Source organism: Phyllobacterium zundukense (assembly GCF_025452195.1).
In the GTDB taxonomy this organism is placed as follows: Bacteria; Pseudomonadota; Alphaproteobacteria; order Rhizobiales; family Rhizobiaceae; genus Phyllobacterium; species Phyllobacterium zundukense_A.
This window is the reverse complement of record NZ_CP104972.1, coordinates 796,275-817,689: the sequence shown is the minus strand read 5'-3', so window position 1 is coordinate 817,689 and position 21,415 is coordinate 796,275. Positions and strand designations below refer to the sequence as shown.

Sequence of the window (21,415 nt, the reverse complement as noted above, 5' to 3'; positions counted from 1 at the left end):
TCAGTCTTCGCCATTGCCATGCGAAGACCGAGCGGGAAGCGGAAGTACACTTCAACTGGAAAACGGTGACGGCGATAGAGTAGATCACCAACCTCGGTTATCACTCAAATTCATAGAGAAACATCGCCAACTGGTTAAGTTTACGGTGCCATCCATCATCGCTAACTGGTTTACGGTGCCCTCTGCGAACCTGCCATTCGCCGCGCGCGATGAGAATCGAGGCGGCAGCAAGCATCAGCGCCATTGCAAACCAGGTCAGCGCATAGACCAGATGATTGTTGGGAAAGGTGATGACGGTCAGTCCTCCGACCGGAGGCCCATCCTGATTGGCGTTTGCGTCGGCATCGATAAAGTAAGGCGCGACCTGTCCGATGCCGCGAGCTGCCGCGATCGCAGCGACATCGCGCGAATACCAGCGATCGGCAGTGGGATCATTCCCCCGCAGAAAACCGCCGCCGGGCTCGGTCATGCGCATAAGACCGGTAAGATTGGTATCGGCTCCGGCGTGGATATTCGACCGCCATCGGCTTCGTGCCAGGTCAGCCGGTAAAAAGCCGCGGTTGACGAGAACGGTAAAGCCTTGCGCGGTATGAAACGGCGCGAGGACCCAGAAACCGCCCCCGCGATTTGTTACGGCTTTCACCAGCGTATCAGGCTTGTCCAGAAAGCGTCCGCCCACACGGACATGGCGATAGCCATCGTCGGTGGCGTTGATATGGTCCCAGGAGGCGGGGCCGGGCGCGGAGAACGCTGGGGCGTGAACCCGTTGTTTCACCTGATCGATCAATTCCAGCTTCCAGATACGGCGCTCAAGCTGCCAGATGCCGAGACCCGACAGGACGGTCACGCCCAAAAGAGCAACCATGCCAAGCGCGCAAAGCTTCAGCAAGGAATTTTGCGCGGGAAGCGGATCGTTGCCGGTGAAAGCGTGTGCCCCGGAGTGATCGGTCTTATCGCCTTCATTGGCGAGCTCGGCCACTACGGCAGCCGCTGTCATGGCATCTGGCTCATATCGTGTCCGGGCATCATGTTGGCATTGAGATGGTACATAACCCAAAGCGAACCGGTCAGCGTGATGACGACCAGAACGAGGGTGAAGATCAGCGCCATCATCGACCAGCCGTTTTCGGACCGCACGTTCATGTGCAAGAAGAAAATCATGTGGACCACGATCTGCACCACGGCTAACGCCATGATTGCCAGTGCTGTTGCCTGCTTTGAGTCCAGCGTGCCGCTCATGACAAGCCAGAAGGGAAGTGCCGTCAGGACGACCGAAAGGCCAAAGCCGATGAGGTAGGACCGAAGCGAGCCGTGGGCCTGACCGCTGTCATCTCCATGGGCGTCATAACCGGTCTTTGCATCCGTATTCATCGCAACATTCCCATCAGGTACACGAAAGTGAAGACGCCGATCCAGATGACGTCAAGGAAGTGCCAGAACATGCTCAGGCACGTCAACCGGCGCATATTTGCCTGGATTAGCCCGTACCGGGCAACCTGCATCATCAACGTCATCAGCCAGATCAGCCCCACAGTCACGTGCAGGCCATGCGTTCCCACCAAGGTGAAGAAGGACGACAGAAAGGCGCTGCGCTGCGGCGTCGCACCCTCATGAATCATATGCGAGAATTCGCTGAGTTCGATGCAGATGAAAGCGATACCGAACAGGCCGGTCACCGCAAGCCAGGCTTGTGTCGCACCGACACGGCCTTTCGCCATCGTCAGCATGGCGAAGCCATATGTAATGGACGAAAGGAGCAGCATGGACGTGTTGACCGCCACGAGGGGCAGATCGAACAGGTCCCTGGGCGAGGGACCGGCCGCATAATTGGCACCGAGCACCCCATAGGTGGCAAACAGCACTGCGAAGATGAGGCAATCGCTCATCAGGTAGATCCAGAAGCCAAACATGGTGCTGCCGCCTTCGGCATGATCATGTTCGTCCGTCCGGTGAAATACAGGAACGTCGGTGCTGCCTTGCGCGCTGGCGGTTATCGTACTCATTGTGCCAACCCCGCGGCGAGAAGGGCGGTGCGTTGGTCTTCCGTCTGTACAACTTGATCGACAGGTATATGGAAATCGCGTTTGTAATTGAAGGTGTGACCGATCGCGACCGCCAGCAACGCGACAAAGCTTACTGCTGCCAGCCACCAGATGTACCAGATCATCGCAAAACCGAAGATCATGCTCAGTCCGGCCAGGATGATGCCAGCACCGGTATTCCGTGGCATGTGAATCGCCCTGAAACCTTCCAGTGAACGGCTGTAACCACGTTTTTTCATGTCGTCCCAAGCGTCCAGGTCATGGATTACCGGGGTGAAGGGGAAGTTATAGACGGGTGGCGGCGATGAAGTCGACCATTCCAGCGACCGGCCTTCCCAGGGATCGCCGGTCAAATCGCGCAGCGCCTCACGATTGCGGACACTGACATAGATCTGGATGAGGAAGGACAAGATACCGAGGAGGATCAGGAAGGCCCCGAAAGCAGCAATCACGAACCAGATCTGCAGCGATGGGTCGTCGAACACACGCAGTCGCCGCGTCACTCCCATCAGCCCGAGCACATAGAGCGGCATGAAAGCGAAGTAGAAGCCGATGACCCAGAACCAGAACGACATCTTTCCCCAGAACGGATCGAGCTTGAACCCGAAAGCTTTTGGAAACCAGTAACTGATGCCGGCGAACATGCCGAACAATACGCCGCCGATGATGACATTGTGGAAATGGGCAACGAGGAACAGGCTGTTGTGCAGCACAAAGTCTGCCGGAGGGATAGCCAGCATCACGCCAGTCATACCGCCGATAACAAAGGTAAGCATGAAGGCGACAGTCCACATCATCGGAAGTTCGAAACGGATGCGGCCGCGGTACATGGTGAAGAGCCAATTAAAGATCTTTGCGCCCGTCGGAATCGAGATGATCATGGTGGTGATACCGAAGAAGGAATTGACGTTTGCGCCGGAGCCCATAGTGAAGAAGTGATGGAGCCAGACGAGATAGGCGAGAATGGTGATGACCACGGTCGCATAAACCATGGAGGTGTAACCGAAGAGGCGTTTGCCCGAGAACGTCGAGGTGACTTCCGAGAAGATGCCGAAGGCCGGCAGGATGAGGATGTAGACCTCCGGATGGCCCCATATCCAAATGAGATTCACGTACATCATCGGATTGCCGCCGAAGTCATTGGTGAAGAAATTTGTGCCGACATAGCGATCGAGAGTGAGCAGCGCGAGCACGGCGGTCAGCACTGGAAATGCAGCTACGATCAACACATTGGTGCACAGTGCCGTCCAGGTGAAGATAGGCATCCTCATCATGCTCATGCCCGGCGCGCGCATCTTTACGATAGTAGCGACGAGATTCACACCGGACAGCAGTGTCCCGACACCCGCTATCTGCAGCGCCCATATGTAATAATCCATGCCGGCATCGGGGCTATAACCGATATTCGAGAGAGGCGGATAGGCGAGCCAGCCGGTCCTGGCGAACTCGCCGACGAACAGCGACATCATCACTAGGATCGCGCCGGCGGTGGTCATCCAGAAGCTGAAATTGTTCAGGAATGGAAAGGATACGTCACGTGCACCGATCTGCAGCGGAACGACAAAGTTCATCAATCCGGTGACGAGCGGCATAGCCACAAAGAAAATCATGATCACGCCGTGGGCCGTGAAGACCTGATCGAAGTGTTGCGCGGGCAGGTAGCCTTCGGAACCGTTAAATGCCATGGCTTGCTGAAGACGCATCATGATGGCGTCGGAAAAGCCGCGCAGCAGCATGATGATGCCGAGAACCATGTACATAACGCCGATGCGCTTGTGATCCACGCTTGTGAACCATTCGTGCCAGAGATAGCCCCACACGCGGAAATAGGTGAGGGCTCCTATCACCGCCGCGCCGCCCAGCGCTACCACAGCAAAGGTGACGACCAGAATGGGCTCGTGCAACGGAAGGCAATCCAGAGTGAGCCGGCCGAAAACGAGTTTAAGAAGATTGGGATTATCAAACATGTCGGGTTGGATCCGTTCAGGAATTTGACAGCCGGCGCTGGAAGCCGAAAAAGGGAGCAGAGAAGGGCCGTGGGAGACCGGCGCCAGTGATGGGCAATGTATCGCGGGGCGTCATCAGCGGCGCGTCAACGCTTGCTTTGACTGCCTCGCTCGTGCTGCAGATACCCGCGACGAAACTGATTTCGGGTCCGAAAACGGAACCGCGCCTGGTATAATTATTGTTTTCGAGCGGGCGGACATTATAAATCCCGGCAAGACCAAGACCGCCTTTTGCGTCGATAGTGCTCATCTCGCTTATGCACATTTTATTGGGCTCGACACACCGATTGAGAACGGCGCCGAATAGCTCGGGATCGACGGTCGCATAGCGGCGCACCGGATCATTTTCACTCGGCTGCTCAAGTTGCAGATAGATATTGCGATCCAGCGCGCTGCCTTGAGCCTTCACATCGGCAACCCACTTGTCGAAATCGGCCGTTGGCAGGCCCCGGAACGCAAAGCGCATGCCGGAGAAGCCAGCACCGCTGTAATTTGCGGAAAACCCCTGATACACCCCTGGGTGGTTGATGACCGCGCTCAGCTTTGTTTGCATTCCCGGCATGGTATAGATCTGCCCCGCCAACGCGGGAACATAGAAGGAATTCATCACTGACGAGGAAGTCAGGCGGAACTCGATCGGTCGATCCACGGGCGCCGCCATCTCGTTGACCGTCGCCACGCCATATTCCGGGTAGATAAACAGCCATTTCCAGTCGAGCGCGACCACTTCCACCTCCAGCGGTTTTGTTGCTTCCGAGACGGCTTCGCCGGGAGAGGGGCCCAATGCTCGATAGGGATCGAGCAGATGCGTTGCCATCCAGGTCACCGCACCCAGGCAGATGACGATGAGCAACGGGGCGGCCCAGATGAGCAACTCGAGCTGGGTTGAATGATCCCAGTCTGGGTCATAAGGAGCGTCGGTGTTCGATTGCCGGTAGCGCCAGGCAAAGAACACGGTCAAAATCATGACCGGCACGATGATGAGCAGCATTAGCACGGTAGAGATGATCACCAGATCGCGCTGCTGCACCGCCACGTCGCCAGAAGGGTTCATGACCACAGCGTTGCATGCAGTCACTGACGCGAAAAGCGGAAGCAAGGCGATGGAGAGAAGACGGTTCCGGCAGGCACGCAGCCGGCTACCCAGGTAAGCTCTCACGGATCCGTCGCTTTTGATCGTCATCTTTTCAACTTCCGCCACAATGGCTGGTTTTGGGTTGATGTGGCCGGTGCCTTGTTATTGATCGTGGGCTACAACTTGGCGATTCATTCCCAGAGCGACCAGCGTGCATACAGCGCCCGAAAGCAAGTAGGCACCGGCGGCGATCAAGCCGAAGCGGCTCGCGAGAATGAGTGCTACCAAAGGTGCAAAACCTGCGCCGAAAAGCCATGCCAGATCGGATGTCAGCGCAGAACCGGTGTAGCGGTGTGCTTTTGAGAAATTCGATGCAACTGCGCCCGATGACTGGCCAAAGGACAGGCCAAGAAGTAGGAAGCCGAGGATCATGAAAATCATTTCGCCAACATCGCCGCCATCAAGCAATTGAGGGGCGAATCCACTGAAAACGGCGATGGCTAAGGCAGTAACGCCGAGCAGGGTGCCACGCCCTACGCGATCTGCGATAGTGCCCGATGCGAAGATTGCCACCACGCCGACCGCCGCGCCAATCGTCTCGATCACTAGAAACCGCGCCGGTCCCTGATCTGTAAACAGGAACACCCATGAAAGAGGAAATACGGTGACTATGTGGAACAGCGCGAAACTAGCGAGAGGAGCAAATGTTCCGATGACGACATGGCGCCCCTCGGCCTTGAGCGTGTCTGTGACAGTGGTCGGCTGGAGCTCCTGGCTTTCGAAAAGCTTTGCGTATTGTGGCGTCACGACCATGCGAAGCCGTGCGAACAGCGCAACGACATTGATCGCGAAGGCCACGAAGAACGGATAGCGCCAACCCCAATCGAGGAAGTCCCGGGCGGAGAGGTTCGCGACAAAAAACGCAAACAAAGCCGCTGCGACCATAAGGCCGAGCGGTGCCCCGAGTTGCGGGATCATGGCATACCAGCCCCGGCGGCGCTCGGGAGCATTGAGCGCAAGAAGCGAAGCCAGACCGTCCCATTCGCCTCCCAGAGCCAGTCCCTGACCGATCCTGAACAGCGCCAGAAGCAAAGCTGACGCCCATCCAACTTGATCGTAGCCGGGCAGGAATGCAATTGCCACGGTGGAGCTTCCGAGCAGGAACAGCGTGATCGTGAGCTTTACACCTCGGCCGTAGGTGCGATCGATTGCCATGAAGATGCCAGTGCCAAGCGGTCGCGCGATGAAGGCAAGAGCAAAGATGCCAAAGGAATAAAGTGTGCCCGTCAGCGCATCGACATAAGGGAATACAAGTTTTGGAAAGACCAGCACCGATGCGATGGCATAGACGAAAAAATCGAAGAATTCCGACGTCCGTCCGATAACCACTCCGATCGCGATTTCACCAACGTTCACATCGCTGTGGCGGGCGTTCAGTCGCCTCGCGTCCCCTTCGAGCGTCGCTGATGAGGGTCCCCTAGTTTCATAGCTCATAACCGATTGCGCTCCTCATTCAAAGGATCCGGCACGCGCAGGGGTATGTCGGCAAGCGCTCTGCGCACAAGTCCTTCGGAATGGCCGAGACCATAGATCGCTGCGGTGTCGATCCAGTTGATTCCGCGATCGACCGCATGCCGGATGGCTGCGATTGAATCAATGTCGTCTTGCGAGCCCCAGCCAACAGCCCAGTCGGCACCGCCAATTGCCCAGGCGCCAAACCAACACGTGTAATTTCCATATCGGTACGACCGAAGCGGCGGGTGGGGAGGGTGGTGGTTGTTGCGGAAGATTTATTTGCGGTCATGTACTGTCTCCTGTTCGCCGTGCCAAAGCCATACAAAGGCTCTGGACTGTTCCGAGTAAATCACCAAAGCGGGGCCACCCAGGGGGCACTGGACGGTCTGGCGGATCGAACTCTGCTGCAATCCGGGAGTGGGAGGACACGAAGTAATAGCGGCGGGTAGAGTTCGCTACCGCCTCTCTGGGAGACGAAAAATAGCTATACCCGAAACCCTTGTGGGCGAAATCATACTTAGGTTTGTCGCGACTATGCAGTGGTATGCGAATCCAAACCTTCAGAATGAGGTAACAAAGAGGGTAGTGTCGCACGAGCGGCGGCAGCAGACAGAACCTTTCAGGTAACGGACGGCGATGCCGCGATTTTAGCGGCAGTGTGTGCGAGGCTCGACGGCTTGCCGCTTGCGACTGAACTTGCTGCCGCTCGGGTTCCATTGTTTGGTCTGAGGGAACTCGCCGCCCGGCTGGACGACCGCTTCAGCATCGTAACCAAAGGGCGAAGGACCGCTCTTCCCAGACACCAGACTCTCGCTGCGACAATCGATTGGAGCCACGAGACGTTGAACAAACAGCAAAACAGGCGGCATCAAAGATCGAACTGCCTCGAACTTCGGCTCGGTGCACCAATGTCATACGCCACGCCTATATCAAACCAGCATCCCCCAACTGAACGGAAAGGTCGAGCGCTCGCACGGGACAGATGAGCAAGAGTTCTACCAGCTCCTGTCCTAAACCGGTGATGTCGATCTCAGAGCAAAACTGAACGAAATGGGAGCGCTTCTACAACCTGGCCGCATGGAGCATTCAAGGGAAAAGCGCTTTACGAAATCCTCCGTGAAAGGTTATAATCGCCCCAAGGATGTCTCATAGCCCTTTCGAAATAATACACGGCTTGGCCGGTCGAGTTGCTCGCTTCGTCCTTCAGGACCTTGTAGACACCTTCAAAACCCGGCCCACGCTCCTTGTGGTCCATAACAAGCGCCGGATACGCGGGTGCAGCCGTCCTGCCCCAACAGATATCCTGCCTCGCGCCACTCGGCGGTTAACGTGACATCGCTTCTCCAAGCCACATCATCATGGCATGTGGATTGCTGCCCCGCGTTCTAGCAACCGCGGCTATGTCTTTGGCTGCAAAATCCGCTGTCGCTTTGCCCTTAAAGGGGGTCTTCCTCAATTTGTGTGGTGCTTGGCCTGATCAACTGCCCGAAATCATTCTCCCTATGCAAGCCGGACATGTCGGCGTTGCCGAATTCGTTGGGCTTTTTGCTCAATCGCAGCGGAGGAATGCTTGATGAAGCGTCCTACCATTCCAGTCAGCGACCACACAATTGTGAACAGCTGAAGCACCGTATCACCATGATAGGCATCAGGAAGTCTACTCGGGTTGGGGACCATAGATGACCGAAAACGGCCCAAGGCTCTACCTAAGGGCAATCGTAGCGGATTTGAAACGGCCCAAGGTTGCTAATGTGCTGCCAGATCCTGGCTGAGCCAGCTGGTTCAAAAACATCACACAGATTGAGGAAGACCCGAATTAAAGGCAAAGCGACACCGTGCAAGCAACCGTGCGATGATCCGTGACGTAGGTACAGTCTGCGAATTACAAACAGCAAGCTCTAACCTTTTCTGCTTGCTACGATGTAAAACAGGTTCCGCACCGTTGCTGGCATGAATGGTGGCCGCAAGTCTTTCGCACTCGAAAAGACGTGTGAAATTATGGCGCCGTCGAAGCGATTTTGATGGTCTTGATCGCATCGTATTGTTTCAGCGAACGTTTGTCCCACAGGTTGTCGCGCTCATAAGAGCTATACTAGGCCGATTAAAGTCTTGTGTGGAACCGCAACCTCAGAATGCCGTAGTCAGTGAGTCTGCGGTTCGATTCCGCTCAAGGTGAGGGATTCAAAGGGGCTCTTCTAGAGCACTTGAATGAGCGAGATGGGGCCGGTAGCTGCCGGTCCGGTTCTGACCGAGAACTAGAGTAAGTCGCCGTTCGGCTGACGCCCCTTGGACACGACACACGGCTCGGCTGTGCCCGAAGCGGTCGGCCGTCCGATCCGTCAGGCAACCGCACTGCGGAAAAAAGCCGTCCGCTCGTCACGGCAGTTCGCAACGACGGGCAGACGTCATACGGCGCACAACTTTCGGAAGGCGCCCATCGTAGTGGCGGCTCTGGACCTGATTTCCTTCTCCGATGGCAAGGCCATTGCGCGGACGGCCCGCCTGATCTGCTGATCACCGATCAACAGGCTCAGGAACCATTCCGTCGCCATTGGGGCAGAGGGGGCTGCAAGTACGCCGAGCTGCAGTCCGTTCTGGATCAGGGTTTCCATCAATGGAAACACCGATTCCCGGCCAGATGAAGCAATGGTTGCACCGAGTTCCCCACTTTCGTCGGACGCCGCCGCCCGGTTCAGCGCAATGGCCCGCTCACCAAGCAGCATCGACAGCAGGACCGGGGCAATCTGTTCAAGCGTGCTCAGGGGGTCGGCGCCGCGGCCAATGGCTGCTTCCAAGGCTGCCGTCGTTGCCTTGGCATTGCCTTCCACCATCATTTTGAACAGGCCACGCTTGTCGCCATACCAGCGATAGAGCGTTTCGTTGGACGCCTTGGCCTCCTTGGCAACGGCCAGCATAGACGCTCCTCCATAGCCCTGTCTCTTCAGAACCCTGTAGGCCGCCTCTTCAATTTGCCGATGCCGTTTAGCCCTGCTTTCTTCTCGCATGCGTAATCTCCAGCCGTCTTGACTTAAGGCGTACACATCAATACGGATATGTAAAGACGTACACATGCGTACGGTTTGAGGGAGGCTGCCATGCCCGCCATGTTCTTGGTGCTGCCGATCACTTCCATCGTGTTTTGCGGGGCGATATTTGGGTTCTTCTATGCTTGGATCTGCTCCACCATGTGGGGCTTGGACCAAGCGGACCCCCGCGTCGCAATTGCAGCCATGCAGGCGATGAACGGGTCGGTGCGTAACGCTGTTTTCTTTCCCGCGTTTTTCCTCACACCGGTGGTTCTCACGATCACGGCGCTGGTCCTCCGCAGGGCCGTGCAAACATCGGCTGCCGCTTGGTTCCTGGCAGCGGCGGTCGTCTATTTCGCGTTCGGCCTGTTCCTCACAATGGCCGTGAACGTGCCCATGAACGAAGCGCTGGCGGCCGTGAACGTGCCCACTGACCTAGAGACCGCGCGCGAGATCTGGGAGGGCTATTCGGGGCGATGGCAGTTCTGGAACCAGGTTCGCACCGTCGCCTCTGGCGCCGCTCTCGTGTTCGCCGCGATAGGGTTGACGAGATTGCGTGGAATCGCGCCGACGCCGGCATGACGGGTCCAGGTTGAGCAGGTCGCTGGCGATCGCCAATCGGAACGTCTCTAGAGTCCACCTTCACCACCCAGTGTGGTCAGCATCTGTGTCAGCTTTCGGGCGACGGGCCTTTTATGCTGAACGGCCGACATCGGGGCGCAAAGCAGCCGTCATTTGTTTCGCTCCCTTCGACATGGATTGTAGACATCCAAGCAACAATCGAAGTGCTCGAAATTTGCCTATTATCGGCATTTTCAAACAAAGATTTCTGGCAGGTTTGCAATTGAACAGGCCGAATCGCGAGTTAGGATCGAAAGATTTCGGTGGTGTCGTGGGTGAGATACTCCTCAATGCGAGGCAAATGCGGTGTCCCTGGCTGCCATATCGGTGTAGTTTTTTGTCAAACGATTCTCCGATTTGATCTGTATACATGGAAACTTCGCTCTATCTGCCGGTAAAAAGCTTTCTCGAAAAGGCAGGTTACGTCGTCAAGGGCGAGGTTGGCGGCTGCGATCTTGTCGGCCTCAGTAGTGACGATCCGCCTGTTGTCGTGGTCGCCGAACTAAAATTGAGTTTCAATCTGGAACTCATTTTGCAGGCGGTCGACCGGGCGACCATTTCAAACGAGATCTGGATCGCTGCCCGGATATCGTCCAAGGGCAGAGGTCGTGAAGCCGACAAACGCTACCGCAACCTCTGTCGCAGGCTTGGCGTTGGCATGCTGGGCATTTCCGATGCCGGCGAGGTCAGCGTCATCGTTGCTTCCGTATCACCAATGCCGCGGACCGATCCAAAGCGGCGTTCGAGGCTTATGCGCGAACACCAGAAACGGCGCGGGGATCCGGCGCTTGGTGGTAGTACCCGCACGCCGATCATGACGGCATATCGGCAGCAGGCGCTTGCCTGTGCGGCAACGCTGACGGCAGGACCGCTGCGCGTGCGCGATGTTAGAACCGACGTACCGGACGCGGGCAAGATATTGCTTTCGAATGTTTATGGCTGGTTTGAGCGCCTGGACAGGGGCGTCTACGCCTTGACGGAAACTGGCCGCGTCGCGCTGCAGCGTTGGCCGCAGTCCGATGTGCAGGGAAAGTTGTAGCCACGGCACTTGAGCGTTGGTTATTCATTCCGAATGTGCGTTAGAGAAGATCGCGTCCTATGCATCGTTTGTGCCGGGTCTGCCGCCGTTCCGTGCTTCGACAATCGCATAATGGCTCGTCTGGAACAACATCCATAGAATGCCGCACTCAGCATTTTCAAGGAACGTTTATCCATGTGAATCGATCAGCTTCCATGCTTGGCTGAAACGACGCAACTACCTACTTAGTTGCGGCAGCTGGGCATTTTGACGAATCCGGCTGCAAAAGTTTCGTCCTGAGTTAATCCAAAATCTTACGTTTGAATTGTTGGTCGTCGGTTTTCTTATTCTCCACGGTGGTCGTCGCCCTGGCGGGGATTGCTTATGTCATCGGCGAAGCCACCAACCAACTGGGCAATCACCTCAGTGCGGCGGCGACAGGCTTGTGGAGCGCCACGGAAACCTTCCTTGCCGCCAAACCGCCGATGATCTTGATGACTTCCTACGTCGACGACAAGACGCGGTCGGCGGCAATGGCGGGCGGCGCTTTTGCCTTTCTTGCGAAACCCCATGGAAATCCACCGTCTGACCGACCTTGTGCGGATGGCACTGGAGCAAATCTAGACTCAGTCACCCCTCTTTCGAGGGTGTGCTACTGGACCGGAGCAGCTAGAATGGCCGTTGCGGGTTGGACGGCGAAACGCCTTTTCGATGTGTGCATTTGAGTACCGCTCCGACCGATATTTTGTCTTTCACCGTCATTGGGTGTTTCAAATGGATGTAGACAGAGATAGCATTATCGAGATCGACCGTACTCTTTCCGCCCCATGGGCGATGCCCTCGGACCTGACCGCTGACGGTCAAGAGCGCATGCCGGTCACCGAGTCACCTCCGGCCTCGGCGAATGAGGTGCACAACAAAAATCTGCTGCTCGGTGCGATCGTCGTCGGAGCGCAAGTTTCGGTTCGATATCCCCACTTTTGCTGCAGACGTCCACGAGTAGCCCAAACATTGCATGCAATGACAATCGCAAAACAGCCAGCGGAAACTCGACCAAAGCATAGCGATTGCTCAACCAAGGATGTCACCGGCGGCCATTGGTACGATTGCATCCATGTCCCCGCAGCTTATCATCGGGCCGCCACAAAGGTTACTTGATCCAATGTGACGAACGAGCAGAGGAGTTGTGGAGGTGGACAATGGCATGGAAGGCGACGTTTTAAGATTTGGCCGCTTCCGCTTGGTCCCCGGAGCAAGGCAATTGTTTTGCGAGGATTTGCCAGTTTTTATCGGCGGCCGGGCATTCGACTTGTTGACGGCTCTTGTCAGGAAGCGCGGTCAAGTCCTTACCAAGGAGGAAATCATCAGTCAGGTATGGCCGACAACCTTTGTCGGCGACTGCAACCTGCGTTGTCAAATTTCAGGACTCCGCAAGGCCCTTGGAGACGACGGGGACGCAATCAAGACCATCAACGGTCGCGGATACATGCTGAGTGTCGAGGCGGTGTCGGACTTTAAAATTTCGGCGCAAGCAACCGATACATCCACGGCTCCGGCCGAATCTGGCATTGAGGCCGACAGACCGACGATTGTTTTGATTGGGGACGACATTCTCATACGGGAAGCTATCGAGGACCTGCTAGAATCCGCAGGCATACGAGCCGAGTCCTTTGCTTCGGTAAACTCGCTTGAGGAAGCGTTTGCAGGTTATTCGTTGACGCGCCTCCTCCGGAACGTCCGGCTCTCGGGTTGCTTGCCAGTAGTCCTCGTCAGCGGGCTCGGCGACATTTTTGTGACTGCGATGGTGATAAACGCTGGCACTTTCGAGTTGCTGACCAAGCCTGTGTCGCCTGTAACGCTGTTGGGCGTGATCCAGGAAATCTCCGTGTACGGATCACATGGCGACATTGCCGTCAGCGACCGTCCGGTCCATCAGCATTGAGACCTAGCCGTCCGACACGCGCGAAGCTGTTGACACTTCCAATGGAACCAAGACTACGTCGGTGCATTGCGCGATAACGGGTATCGGTTTAGATTCGGTGCTGCGGCCGGGTCGCCCGGTCGGGAAGTCAGCTCCAGACGCTGTGATCGAGGCTGGAAATTGGTGCCAAAGACCAGAACGATAGCGGTAGTGGATGACGACGAGGCGATCCGCGCAGCGTTGGATGATCTGATACACGCATGCGGATACGGTTCGGTGTTGCTTGCGTCCGCCGAAGAGTTTCTCGCCTACTGCAAACATCGAGCTTCAGTTCAAGCTCAATGCCGACCCGCTGAAACCTCCTATGATTTTTATGACGTCTTATGTCGACAACAAGACGCGGCTGGCGGCGATGGCTGGTGGCGCTGTTGCCTTTCTCGCCAAGCCCGTGGAGATCAATCGTCTGATCGACTTCATGCGACTGGCACTGACGCATTCGAAAGCCGCGGTCACCCCTCTTTCGAGGGTGTTCTACCAGACCGGAGCAGCTAAAATGGCGGTTGTATGCGGACAGCGGACATGGGTGCGGTGAGCAGAGGAAAGCGCGCGGTCCGACGGAAAATGTATACGTGGAAACATATGTATTTCACCGTCATGGGGTGTTTGAAATGGATGCAGATCGAGACAGAAAATTCGGGACCGGCCATCCGGTCTCAGACGTGCGCTCCACCCATGGGGCGATGCCTTCGAACCTGAACGTCAGCGGCCACAGCGGCATGCTGCCTGAACATGCGGCGGCCTCGGCGAACGAGGTTCACAGCATAAATCTGCTGCTCAGAGCCATTGTCATCGGCGCGCAAGCCAACGTCCAGTGGCTCAAATCTAGCCAGCCCAATCTGGAAGCCGCGCAACGCACTTCCGCACGCCTGCTGGCCCAGATTCAAAATCTGTGCGAAATGGTGGATGGATTGGGATCCGACCAGACGTGAGTGACGGGAGCTCCTCCGTTCGGGACGGCCACGACCGAAGTTTTGCTCCGCCTCCCACAACACCGCCGAACAAACGTCCGGCTTTTTGTTCGATTGCCGTTTTATCGACACTGGTGCGGAATTTCCTTCATACAGCACCTGCGATTGCGGCAATTCTGGTGTCGTGTGCTGCAGGTGCGAACCAAAATGTGTCGGTAGCAGAAGTGGCACCAGACATCATCAAGATGAAAATCGAGGAACGCGACGACATCCGCTTCCGGAGGATATCACTATCGCAGGGACTTTCCCAAACCCGCGTGTCGCAGATTGTTCAAGACGATGATGGTTATCTTTGGTTCGGCACGCAACACGGCGTCAATCGCTACGACGGTCAGCGGTTTCAGGTATTCAAACATGAACTGGGCAACCCCGAGAGCCTGAGCGGCATCTTTATATATTCCCTCTTCAAGGACCGCAACGGAACCATCTGGGTAGGCAGTGATCAATTCCTCGACGCGTTCGACAAGACGACAGGAACTTTCAGGCACTATTCGCTCGATCCCGCGAACCCGACGGTCATCCACATCAGCGAAGACTCCGAAGGCAACCTGTGGCTCTCGACCAGCCAGGGGCTGTTTCGTCTTGATCCCGCTACAGGGAAAAGTGTCAGGTTCGGACACGATGCAAAGGATGCGGCCAGCCTCTCCAGTGACGACATCAAGTCGACCGGAACCGACAGTAGGGGCGTGTTCTGGGTGGCGAGCAACGCCGGGTTGGAAGCGTTCGACAGAGCCAGCGGCAAAGTCTCGGTGAGAATACCCCTTCGTGAGGAGGTCAGGGAATTCAAATTCCACGAGGATGCGCAGGGCACCTTCTGGATTATCTACGGATCGGGCAACGGACTGGGTATCTATGACCGGAAAACAAACAAGCTTGTCAGATATTCGTTCGAGGGCGTTGCCGACGATAGCCTGACGGGTGTCTATGATTTGCTGGAAGCGAGCAACGGCGATATCTGGCTGGCGACTATGGGCGCGGGTTTGTTGCGGTTCGACCGGGAAAAATTCCGTTTCATCCGGTACACGAACGATCCCAACGATGTGCAGAGCCTTGCGGAAAACAGGGTGATCGCCTTGTACGAGGACGCCGAAGGCAACATCTGGACAGGCCTTCACGCAAGCCCACCGAACGTTTTCCCCAAGAATGCGCCGCCGTTCCAGAAATTGTGGCCATACCCGAGACATCCGGACAAGCTCGGCGAATCGCTTGTCAATGCCATCTTTGAAGATCGATACGGTGCAATCTGGATCGGTGCAGGCGGTGCCCTCAACAGGATCGATAGGGTTGCCAGGACAATGGAGCCTTTCGCTCCGGCGGGGCCGGGGACATCGATCGAGGTTCTGTCGATCACCGATGACCCGTCAGGAACCCTTTGGATAGGCACTCTCGGTGGCGGGCTTTATGCCTTTGACCAGAAAACGAAAGCATTCAGCTCCTATCGTCACGATGCCGAGAACCCGCGAAGCATCAGCAGTGACGTTGTCACCCGCGTCCTCGCCGACACATCAGGAGAGCTGTGGATCACCACCTGGAACGGCGTCAACAGGTTTTCACCAGGCACCGGCAAATTCACCACCTTCAAAAGGAATCCTGCGGCCCACGCGGAGACCTACTTTTCGGTCATCAAGGACGAGCGAGGAATGCTCTGGCTGGGCACGACGGCCGGACTGGTGCAGTTCGACCCGGGTGAGGCTACCTTCAAGGTGTACAAGCACGACCCCGACAATCCTGCCAGCCTCAGCAACAACACCGTGAACACCATTCATACGGGCGGCAAGGGGGTGCTGTGGGTCGGCACGCAAAACGGCCTCAACCGCTTCGACGTGGTGCATGGTACGTTTGACCACTTCTTTTCCAAGGACGGACTGGCAGGCGACGTTGTGAGTTGCCTGCTCGAAGACGACGACGGACATCTGTGGATGAGCACCAACAAAGGCGTCTCGCGGATGGATGTGCCGGCACTGCACTTTGAAAATTTCAGCACTGCTGACGGATTGCCGGGAGACGACCTCACCGGGTGGAACGCCTGCAGCAAGGGCCAACACGACCGCTTCTATTTCGGCGGCTTTGCCGGCGCTGCCGCAGGCAAACACACCATTGCCGATCACGACACAGCCTACGTGCCGCCCGTGGTGCTCACCGGACTCACGCTATCCGACCTTGAGGGAAATACCCAGTCCGTAGATGCCGCGGCCGCATTGCCGAACGCCGTGACGCTGCCCTACAACCGGAATCAACTTGCGGTGTCCTTCTCCGCATTGAGCTACAAAAGTCCCGACACCATGAAGTTCCGTTACATGCTTTCCGGATTGGACGGGCAGTGGCACAGTGCAGGGGACAACGAACGCACAATAAGCTATGCCGCTCTCCCGTCGGGGACCTTTACCCTGATGATTCAAGCTTCAACCGGCATGGGAGAATGGATTGCACCCGGCACCAAGCTTCACATCGTGGTGCTGCCCCCATGGTGGTCGACATGGTGGTTCAGGCTGGCCGCACTCATTGCCGTGTGCGCCGGCCTGGCCGCACTTTATCGCTATCGGCTAGCGAAAGTTTCCACCCAATACAGGATCCGGCTCGAAGAGCGGATTAACGAAAGAAACAGATTGGCGCGGGAGCTGCACGATACTTTGTTGCAAAGCTTCCAAGGATTGATTTTTCGGATACAGGCGGCCCGTCACATGCTCCCAGGTCGTCCGGGGGAGGCGGGCAGAATGCTAGACCTCGTTCTGAACAAGAGCGACGAGGCCATCATCGAGGGCCGGAATGCCGTCCAGGCGCTGCGAGATCTCGACGCAGGGTGATTTTGACATCATCGACGAGGTGAAACGCGTCGGCGACGAGCTTGCAAAAGACGCGTCGGCAGCCGTCACCGAATTCAGCGTCACGACATCCGGGAGGCCTTTGAATTTCGATTCCACCACCAGTCACGAGATCATCCGTATCGTATGTGAAGCTTTGCGGAACGCTTTCAAGCACTCCGGAGCGTCAACGATAGAATGCGTTTTCGCGTTTTCGGAGACGGACCTGCGCGTGCGCGTCCGCGACGACGGCGTGGGAATGGGAGCCGGGAATGGGACCGTCTCCAGCCGTGGAAAATGCTGGGGGATCAGGGGTATGCGCGAAAGAGCGGAGAAAATCGGTGCAGACTTGATTATCAACGACCCGTCCGGGTTAGGCACGACCGTCGAATTGTCCGTCGGCTTGCAAACGGGCCCTTCCCGTGCGTGGGCTGGGGAGCCAAAGCAATGACGGTCCGCGATCCCATTCGTGTGCTCATGGCCGATGATCATCCGCTGATCAGGGAAGGCATTTCCGCGCTTGTGTCCAGCCAATCCGACATGGCGATCGTCGGCGAGGCTTCGAACGGGATGGAAGCGACCGCAATGTACAAGGCGCTAATGCCGGACGTTGTTCTCCTCGACCTGCAAATGCCGGCCATGGGCGGATTCGAGGCGATAACTGCAATCAAGCGCTTAAAACCGTCGGCTCGGATCATTGTGCTCACGACCTATGAGGGAGACCATCTGGCCAGCCGCGCAATCAGTCTCGGGGCCAGGGCATATCTTCTGAAAAGCGCCGTGCGCCGCGAATTATTGAACACCATACGCGCTGTCTTCCGCGGGCAGAAACACATCGATGCAAAGGTCGCGGAAAACCTGTCACATCATGTCGGAGAAAGTCCTTTGACCGACCGGGAAGCGGCGGTTCTTTCGCTCATCGCGGGCGGAAATTCCAACAGGGCGGTCGGTGTAGCCCTCGCGATCACCGAGGAGACGGTGAAGGGTTACGTCAAAAACATACTCGCAAAACTGAACGCCAAAGATCGTACCCATGCTGTCGCACTTGCCACAAAGCGGGGCATAATCGAACTCTAGCAAGGGTCGCAATAACCTTTGGGCGCATTAACGCGCAGGACTTCGCCCTCCTTCCGCAAAGTGAGTTCTTCATCACGCTGATGCACCATTCGGGTGCGTCTCGCCATCTTATGCCGATAGTGTAAAAGGGCGGCTCAGTGACGACGAGCAAAAGCACTTGGTTTGAGGTGACCACGCCCGACCGGCACGGGTTCTTCACCGTGAGCTAAAAAATAACCCTCAGGATAGTCGCCATTTGGGTAGGGCCAAAGCATTGATCGACCTGTATCTGCGTGTTTACGGGGTTCCGGCCCGAACAATTACGGATGTGCTGAGTGAAGTCAAAGGGGATCAACGAGATGGTGCGCCAATAGAAGCTCTGTTGCGAGCTCGACGTCAGCGCCGACGTGCCGAAGGACCTGTCCGCGCGACCTTGGGTAAGTGTGCATCTCTGTTACGCCACCCGTGATCCCTTGCCATTTCTTATGTGTCCCTGAAAGCGGAGCCTGTGAACGAGCTTCGCCGCTTGCACACTGCCGTATTCTGACTTGCTGTCTGGTTGTGGATCAGCGCGGATCGTCATGGCAACGGCGAGGGAATCCGAAGGGGATAACGAACAGGACCATCCATAAACCACCATCGGGTGTTCCTGTTCTGTGCTTTTAAGTAAGGTCTCGACTGGAACGGCACCTTCAGTGTTGGAGATTTAATTGGAGGAGCAAAAACTAGGATCGTCCACACGACCTCACGTGGACACCTTCACTCCACTATTTTCCAAGATGAGTCTTGCATACCACCTTCCCGTCGCGAAACGAGTAGAAGTCACACCCCTGACTTCCTTTCTCGTCCCATCGAAGGTGTGCCCGTAAGGCTCCATTTCGAGATGCCAGTCTCGGTATCGGAATCTACAAAATGTTGCTCGTTGCCGTAGTGAACATCGGGCAGGCCCTCAAAGCGTGTTACTAGCGCTTCGCGTACTTTCGGTTTGCCCTCGAAACGAGAACCCAAGGTCGGTTCCCCGCGGCATCTCCAATACACAATCATCAGCCAAGAATGTCATGATACGATCAAGATCATGCGCGTTGAAGGCCTCACATAGCTCCTTCAGCGTTGATCGAATGTCCATCGCCGCGTCTCCATTGGCTCATGTTCACTATGGGAGCTTCGCCCCCTCGAATGAGCTGATTGGTAGGATACTCGAAGGTCTCAAAACCACCCCTTCCTGCTTCGACCTTTCCGCAATCTATGCCAAAGGCCCGGTCGCTGTTTGCCCGCTCAGTTGAACTCGACGGGCGTTTATTCGTAAAAGTGGCGGAGGGTAGCGACAATGTTCCATCGGCTGCGCTCCGCCAATCCGCTCTTTTATTGTGCTTCCAACTGCCCCCTGATCTCGCCGTCTGGAAACTTCTTCGTATGAATATTGAGATACCATTTGCCGGCTTGCAAATCGGCCAGGTGCTGAGCAGTGATGTCGGCAGATCCCGAAGCTATAGCGGCGGAGATATCGACCACCGGTCCGGCATTTTCGCCCGGCGCCGCCGGACCATGGAAATGCGCGGCAGTGGCGTCGCCGGATAAACCGCTCGAGGTAACGGTGTATGTCAGTTTCTTGGTAGCGGTGTCGACGGTGATGTCGCCCGATCCACTGCCGGCGCTGTCGGTAGGCGGCACTTCGCTTGTTCCTTTCAGATCGGCCTTGAATTTCAAGGTGTCAGCCAAAGCGGGAACCGTGGACACGATGGCAGCTATGACGAGTCCGGTAAGGAGACAATTCTTGCGGCTAGTTATCATCATTCATCCTCCCAAATGCCGGCGTGGTCTTGCAGGCAATATTCAACTCTTCAAGGTGAACTTTGGTTCCGGTCACGCACTTCGACTTCGAGGAACGATGATTTTCCAACAGCCGGATGTTGTACGTATATGCTCCAAAAATCGCATAAGGTCTCTTTGGAACCGCAAATGCTTGTGAGCGAATGGGCTTTTCGAGCAATGCTTCAAGTGGTTGATAGCGCGGTGTGCTGCTCAAGCAGCTTGTTTTCGCCTTCGAGGACGATAATGAGCAAAACCCGACTATCGGGATATGATTTGGGAACTACTACGGTTGAGCGGGTCCTGAACGGGCGTGCGCAATTATAGTTGACACCCGGCCCTTTGGAGGCGCGGTCCGATGGAGCGATTGCCATGATCGTTATACCACGGCTGCTCGTAGCTGAAGGCACGGGTATCGTACCCCGAATACGGTCGCTCCGTTAAGCCATCAATAACGTGACATCGCCCGAAAGCATGCTATCGAACCCAACACCAACCGAACATGCATCCTCTGATGACGACCTTCTGGGTTACGGCAAAGGGATGGTCTTCCGGCAGCGCAATTCGGATCAGCCGGGATCGATCGCGTGGCCGCAGCAAATTCTGAAACTCCGCTGGCAGAGCGTCGGCGATCGGCAACACTTTTTCAACGGTTCCCGTCGCGCGCTCGCTCCCGCCGCTCACCTGAACCTTCATGCCTTTGCTGACAGGAAAAAGATACCCATCCGGCAAATAAGCAAACAGATAGGCCTTCCCCCCGTTAATTTGCAGCATTTCATCACCCAGACGCACGACCTGACCCGGAACAGGAATTTTTGAACCTACAATACCTGTGACCGCCGCAGTTACCTTACCATCTCCATAGATTGTTTTCATTTTGTGAACCGCGTCGGATGCCACCTGTCGCGACTCTTCAACCACATGGAGTTCGTTTGTGGTGACTCGCGACTCAGCCTGCAATTGGGCGTAGCGCTCCGCGGCCTGGTAGTTGGCAGTCAAGGCTTCATCCCTTCGATTTGCAAGAACAACGCCCCGCGCCGACACCCGGTCAAGACGCACGATGGCGTCGTTGCTTTCATGTGCTGAACGCTCTGCCAGGGGCAATAGTACCGTATTCGTTGCTACCTTTCCCTGCAGTTCTCCCACGCGCACCGCAAGTTCACTTGTCCGTACCGAGAGTTCCGCGATCTCCTTCACCATATCGAACGACGTGAGCTCGAGGAGCGGCGTTCCTTGGGTCACACTATCGCCTTCGCTGACCAGCACCTTGTCGACGGTTGCCGGATAGCCGGCGGATACGATGTACCGCTGCGCCAATACGATGCCGTCGGCTGACAAGATAAACATGCCGCCAACAAGATAGTTTGCAAGCGAAACGACCAGCGCTCCGAGTATCAAGAGATAGATCGATCTGCTCAGGCGGCCGGACCCCTTTCTCTGTTGCCGGTCGAGATTGTCTATGCGAGGGCGTTTGCGGATGTACTTCATTTACTTAAC

At 56.4% G+C, this 21,415-nt stretch carries 19 protein-coding genes and 2 pseudogenes; 9 read left to right on the top strand and 12 right to left on the bottom strand.

Features of this window, described 5'->3' with window-relative positions:
* Positions 1-100: 100 nt before the first annotated feature.
* From N8E88_RS11510 to N8E88_RS11480, 7 genes and pseudogenes are all read right to left on the bottom strand, one after another.
* Positions 101-997 (bottom strand): SURF1 family protein, encoded by an 897-nt coding sequence (locus N8E88_RS11510; RefSeq protein WP_262291850.1) that lies wholly within the window; start codon positions 995-997, stop codon positions 101-103.
* Complete coding sequence (gene cyoD / locus N8E88_RS11505; protein WP_262291849.1) at positions 994-1,371, bottom strand: cytochrome o ubiquinol oxidase subunit IV; 378 nt, start codon at positions 1,369-1,371, stop codon at positions 994-996. Before cyoD ends, N8E88_RS11510 begins: the two co-directional genes overlap by 4 nt.
* Positions 1,368-2,003, bottom strand: coding sequence for a cytochrome o ubiquinol oxidase subunit III (cyoC, locus tag N8E88_RS11500; RefSeq protein ID WP_262291848.1), 636 nt, complete (start codon positions 2,001-2,003; stop codon positions 1,368-1,370). Before cyoC ends, cyoD begins: the two co-directional genes overlap by 4 nt.
* Positions 2,000-4,009 carry a cytochrome o ubiquinol oxidase subunit I gene (gene cyoB, locus N8E88_RS11495; protein WP_262291847.1) on the bottom strand — a complete coding sequence of 670 codons (2,010 nt, stop codon included), beginning with the start codon at positions 4,007-4,009 and terminating at the stop codon, positions 2,000-2,002. The genes cyoC and cyoB overlap by 4 nt, the downstream gene beginning before the upstream one ends.
* 16 nt (positions 4,010-4,025) lie before the next feature.
* The gene (gene cyoA / locus N8E88_RS11490; protein ID WP_410010564.1) at positions 4,026-5,231 is read right to left on the bottom strand and encodes a ubiquinol oxidase subunit II; all 1,206 of its coding nucleotides are present in this window, start codon (positions 5,229-5,231) and stop codon (positions 4,026-4,028) included.
* A 54-nt stretch (positions 5,232-5,285) separates the two neighbouring features.
* Entirely contained in the window at positions 5,286-6,617 is a 1,332-nt protein-coding gene (locus N8E88_RS11485; protein WP_262291846.1) for an MFS transporter, read from the bottom strand.
* 41 nt (positions 6,618-6,658) lie between these two features.
* Positions 6,659-6,861, bottom strand: a pseudogene (locus N8E88_RS11480) (aldo/keto reductase); the annotation flags it as partial.
* A gap of 690 nt (positions 6,862-7,551) precedes the next feature.
* On the opposite strand from N8E88_RS11480, the pseudogene N8E88_RS11470 reads away from it, so the two are divergent.
* Positions 7,552-7,768: pseudogene (locus N8E88_RS11470) on the top strand (integrase core domain-containing protein); the annotation flags it as partial.
* Between the two features lie 1,275 nt (positions 7,769-9,043).
* On the opposite strand, the gene N8E88_RS11465 reads toward N8E88_RS11470, so the two are convergent.
* The gene (locus N8E88_RS11465) at positions 9,044-9,643 is read right to left on the bottom strand and encodes a TetR/AcrR family transcriptional regulator (RefSeq protein ID WP_262291845.1); all 600 of its coding nucleotides are present in this window, start codon (positions 9,641-9,643) and stop codon (positions 9,044-9,046) included.
* A gap of 90 nt (positions 9,644-9,733) precedes the next feature.
* Between N8E88_RS11465 and N8E88_RS11460 the strand changes: the two genes are divergently transcribed.
* The 8 genes from N8E88_RS11460 to N8E88_RS11425 all read left to right on the top strand — a co-directional run bounded on the left by N8E88_RS11460 (position 9,734) and on the right by N8E88_RS11425 (position 18,130).
* Entirely contained in the window at positions 9,734-10,246 is a 513-nt protein-coding gene (locus N8E88_RS11460) for an anthrone oxygenase family protein (protein WP_262291844.1), read from the top strand.
* A gap of 409 nt (positions 10,247-10,655) precedes the next feature.
* Positions 10,656-11,324 carry a DUF2161 domain-containing phosphodiesterase gene (locus tag N8E88_RS11455; protein WP_262291843.1) on the top strand — a complete coding sequence of 223 codons (669 nt, stop codon included), beginning with the start codon at positions 10,656-10,658 and terminating at the stop codon, positions 11,322-11,324.
* A gap of 1,171 nt (positions 11,325-12,495) precedes the next feature.
* On the top strand, positions 12,496-13,245 hold the full coding sequence (locus N8E88_RS11450) for a winged helix-turn-helix domain-containing protein (RefSeq protein WP_262291842.1): 750 nt from the start codon (positions 12,496-12,498) through the stop codon (positions 13,243-13,245).
* 343 nt (positions 13,246-13,588) lie between these two features.
* Entirely contained in the window at positions 13,589-13,816 is a 228-nt protein-coding gene (locus N8E88_RS31820) for a response regulator (protein ID WP_410010563.1), read from the top strand.
* A 37-nt stretch (positions 13,817-13,853) separates the two neighbouring features.
* Complete coding sequence (locus N8E88_RS11440) at positions 13,854-14,213, top strand: hypothetical protein (protein WP_262291841.1); 360 nt, start codon at positions 13,854-13,856, stop codon at positions 14,211-14,213.
* Between the two features lie 188 nt (positions 14,214-14,401).
* The gene (locus N8E88_RS11435) at positions 14,402-17,056 is read left to right on the top strand and encodes a ligand-binding sensor domain-containing protein (RefSeq protein WP_262291840.1); all 2,655 of its coding nucleotides are present in this window, start codon (positions 14,402-14,404) and stop codon (positions 17,054-17,056) included.
* Entirely contained in the window at positions 17,019-17,504 is a 486-nt protein-coding gene (locus tag N8E88_RS11430; RefSeq protein WP_262291839.1) for a sensor histidine kinase, read from the top strand. The genes N8E88_RS11435 and N8E88_RS11430 overlap by 38 nt, the downstream gene beginning before the upstream one ends.
* Positions 17,501-18,130 carry a response regulator gene (locus N8E88_RS11425; protein ID WP_262291838.1) on the top strand — a complete coding sequence of 210 codons (630 nt, stop codon included), beginning with the start codon at positions 17,501-17,503 and terminating at the stop codon, positions 18,128-18,130. Before N8E88_RS11430 ends, N8E88_RS11425 begins: the two co-directional genes overlap by 4 nt.
* Before the next feature lie 928 nt (positions 18,131-19,058).
* Here the strand turns inward: N8E88_RS11425 and N8E88_RS31815 are convergent.
* From N8E88_RS31815 to N8E88_RS11410, 4 genes are all read right to left on the bottom strand, one after another.
* Positions 19,059-19,169: a hypothetical protein gene (locus tag N8E88_RS31815; protein WP_410010597.1), complete on the bottom strand. Its 111-nt coding sequence runs from the start codon at positions 19,167-19,169 to the stop codon at positions 19,059-19,061.
* Positions 19,170-19,471: 302 nt separating this feature from the next.
* Entirely contained in the window at positions 19,472-19,903 is a 432-nt protein-coding gene (locus N8E88_RS11420; RefSeq protein ID WP_410010562.1) for a CHRD domain-containing protein, read from the bottom strand.
* On the bottom strand, positions 19,890-20,135 hold the full coding sequence (locus tag N8E88_RS11415; RefSeq protein WP_262291837.1) for a hypothetical protein: 246 nt from the start codon (positions 20,133-20,135) through the stop codon (positions 19,890-19,892). Before N8E88_RS11415 ends, N8E88_RS11420 begins: the two co-directional genes overlap by 14 nt.
* Positions 20,136-20,395: 260 nt before the next feature.
* Positions 20,396-21,406, bottom strand: coding sequence for an HlyD family secretion protein (locus tag N8E88_RS11410; protein ID WP_262291836.1), 1,011 nt, complete (start codon positions 21,404-21,406; stop codon positions 20,396-20,398).
* Positions 21,407-21,415: the final 9 nt, after the last annotated feature.

Coding starts and splice junctions, on each gene's coding strand:
- N8E88_RS11510 (WP_262291850.1), bottom strand. CDS start 997: ATGACAGCGGCTGCCGTAGTGGCCGAGCTCGCCAATGAAGGCGATAAG.
- cyoD (WP_262291849.1), bottom strand. CDS start 1,371: ATGAATACGGATGCAAAGACCGGTTATGACGCCCATGGAGATGACAGC.
- cyoC (WP_262291848.1), bottom strand. CDS start 2,003: ATGAGTACGATAACCGCCAGCGCGCAAGGCAGCACCGACGTTCCTGTA.
- cyoB (WP_262291847.1), bottom strand. CDS start 4,009: ATGTTTGATAATCCCAATCTTCTTAAACTCGTTTTCGGCCGGCTCACT.
- cyoA (WP_410010564.1), bottom strand. CDS start 5,231: ATGACGATCAAAAGCGACGGATCCGTGAGAGCTTACCTGGGTAGCCGG.
- N8E88_RS11485 (WP_262291846.1), bottom strand. CDS start 6,617: ATGAGCTATGAAACTAGGGGACCCTCATCAGCGACGCTCGAAGGGGAC.
- N8E88_RS11465 (WP_262291845.1), bottom strand. CDS start 9,643: ATGCGAGAAGAAAGCAGGGCTAAACGGCATCGGCAAATTGAAGAGGCG.
- N8E88_RS11460 (WP_262291844.1), top strand. CDS start 9,734: ATGCCCGCCATGTTCTTGGTGCTGCCGATCACTTCCATCGTGTTTTGC.
- N8E88_RS11455 (WP_262291843.1), top strand. CDS start 10,656: ATGGAAACTTCGCTCTATCTGCCGGTAAAAAGCTTTCTCGAAAAGGCA.
- N8E88_RS31820 (WP_410010563.1), top strand. CDS start 13,589: ATGATTTTTATGACGTCTTATGTCGACAACAAGACGCGGCTGGCGGCG.
- N8E88_RS11430 (WP_262291839.1), top strand. CDS start 17,019: ATGCCGTCCAGGCGCTGCGAGATCTCGACGCAGGGTGATTTTGACATC.
- N8E88_RS11425 (WP_262291838.1), top strand. CDS start 17,501: ATGACGGTCCGCGATCCCATTCGTGTGCTCATGGCCGATGATCATCCG.
- N8E88_RS31815 (WP_410010597.1), bottom strand. CDS start 19,169: ATGACATTCTTGGCTGATGATTGTGTATTGGAGATGCCGCGGGGAACC.
- N8E88_RS11420 (WP_410010562.1), bottom strand. CDS start 19,903: ATGATGATAACTAGCCGCAAGAATTGTCTCCTTACCGGACTCGTCATA.
- N8E88_RS11410 (WP_262291836.1), bottom strand. CDS start 21,406: ATGAAGTACATCCGCAAACGCCCTCGCATAGACAATCTCGACCGGCAA.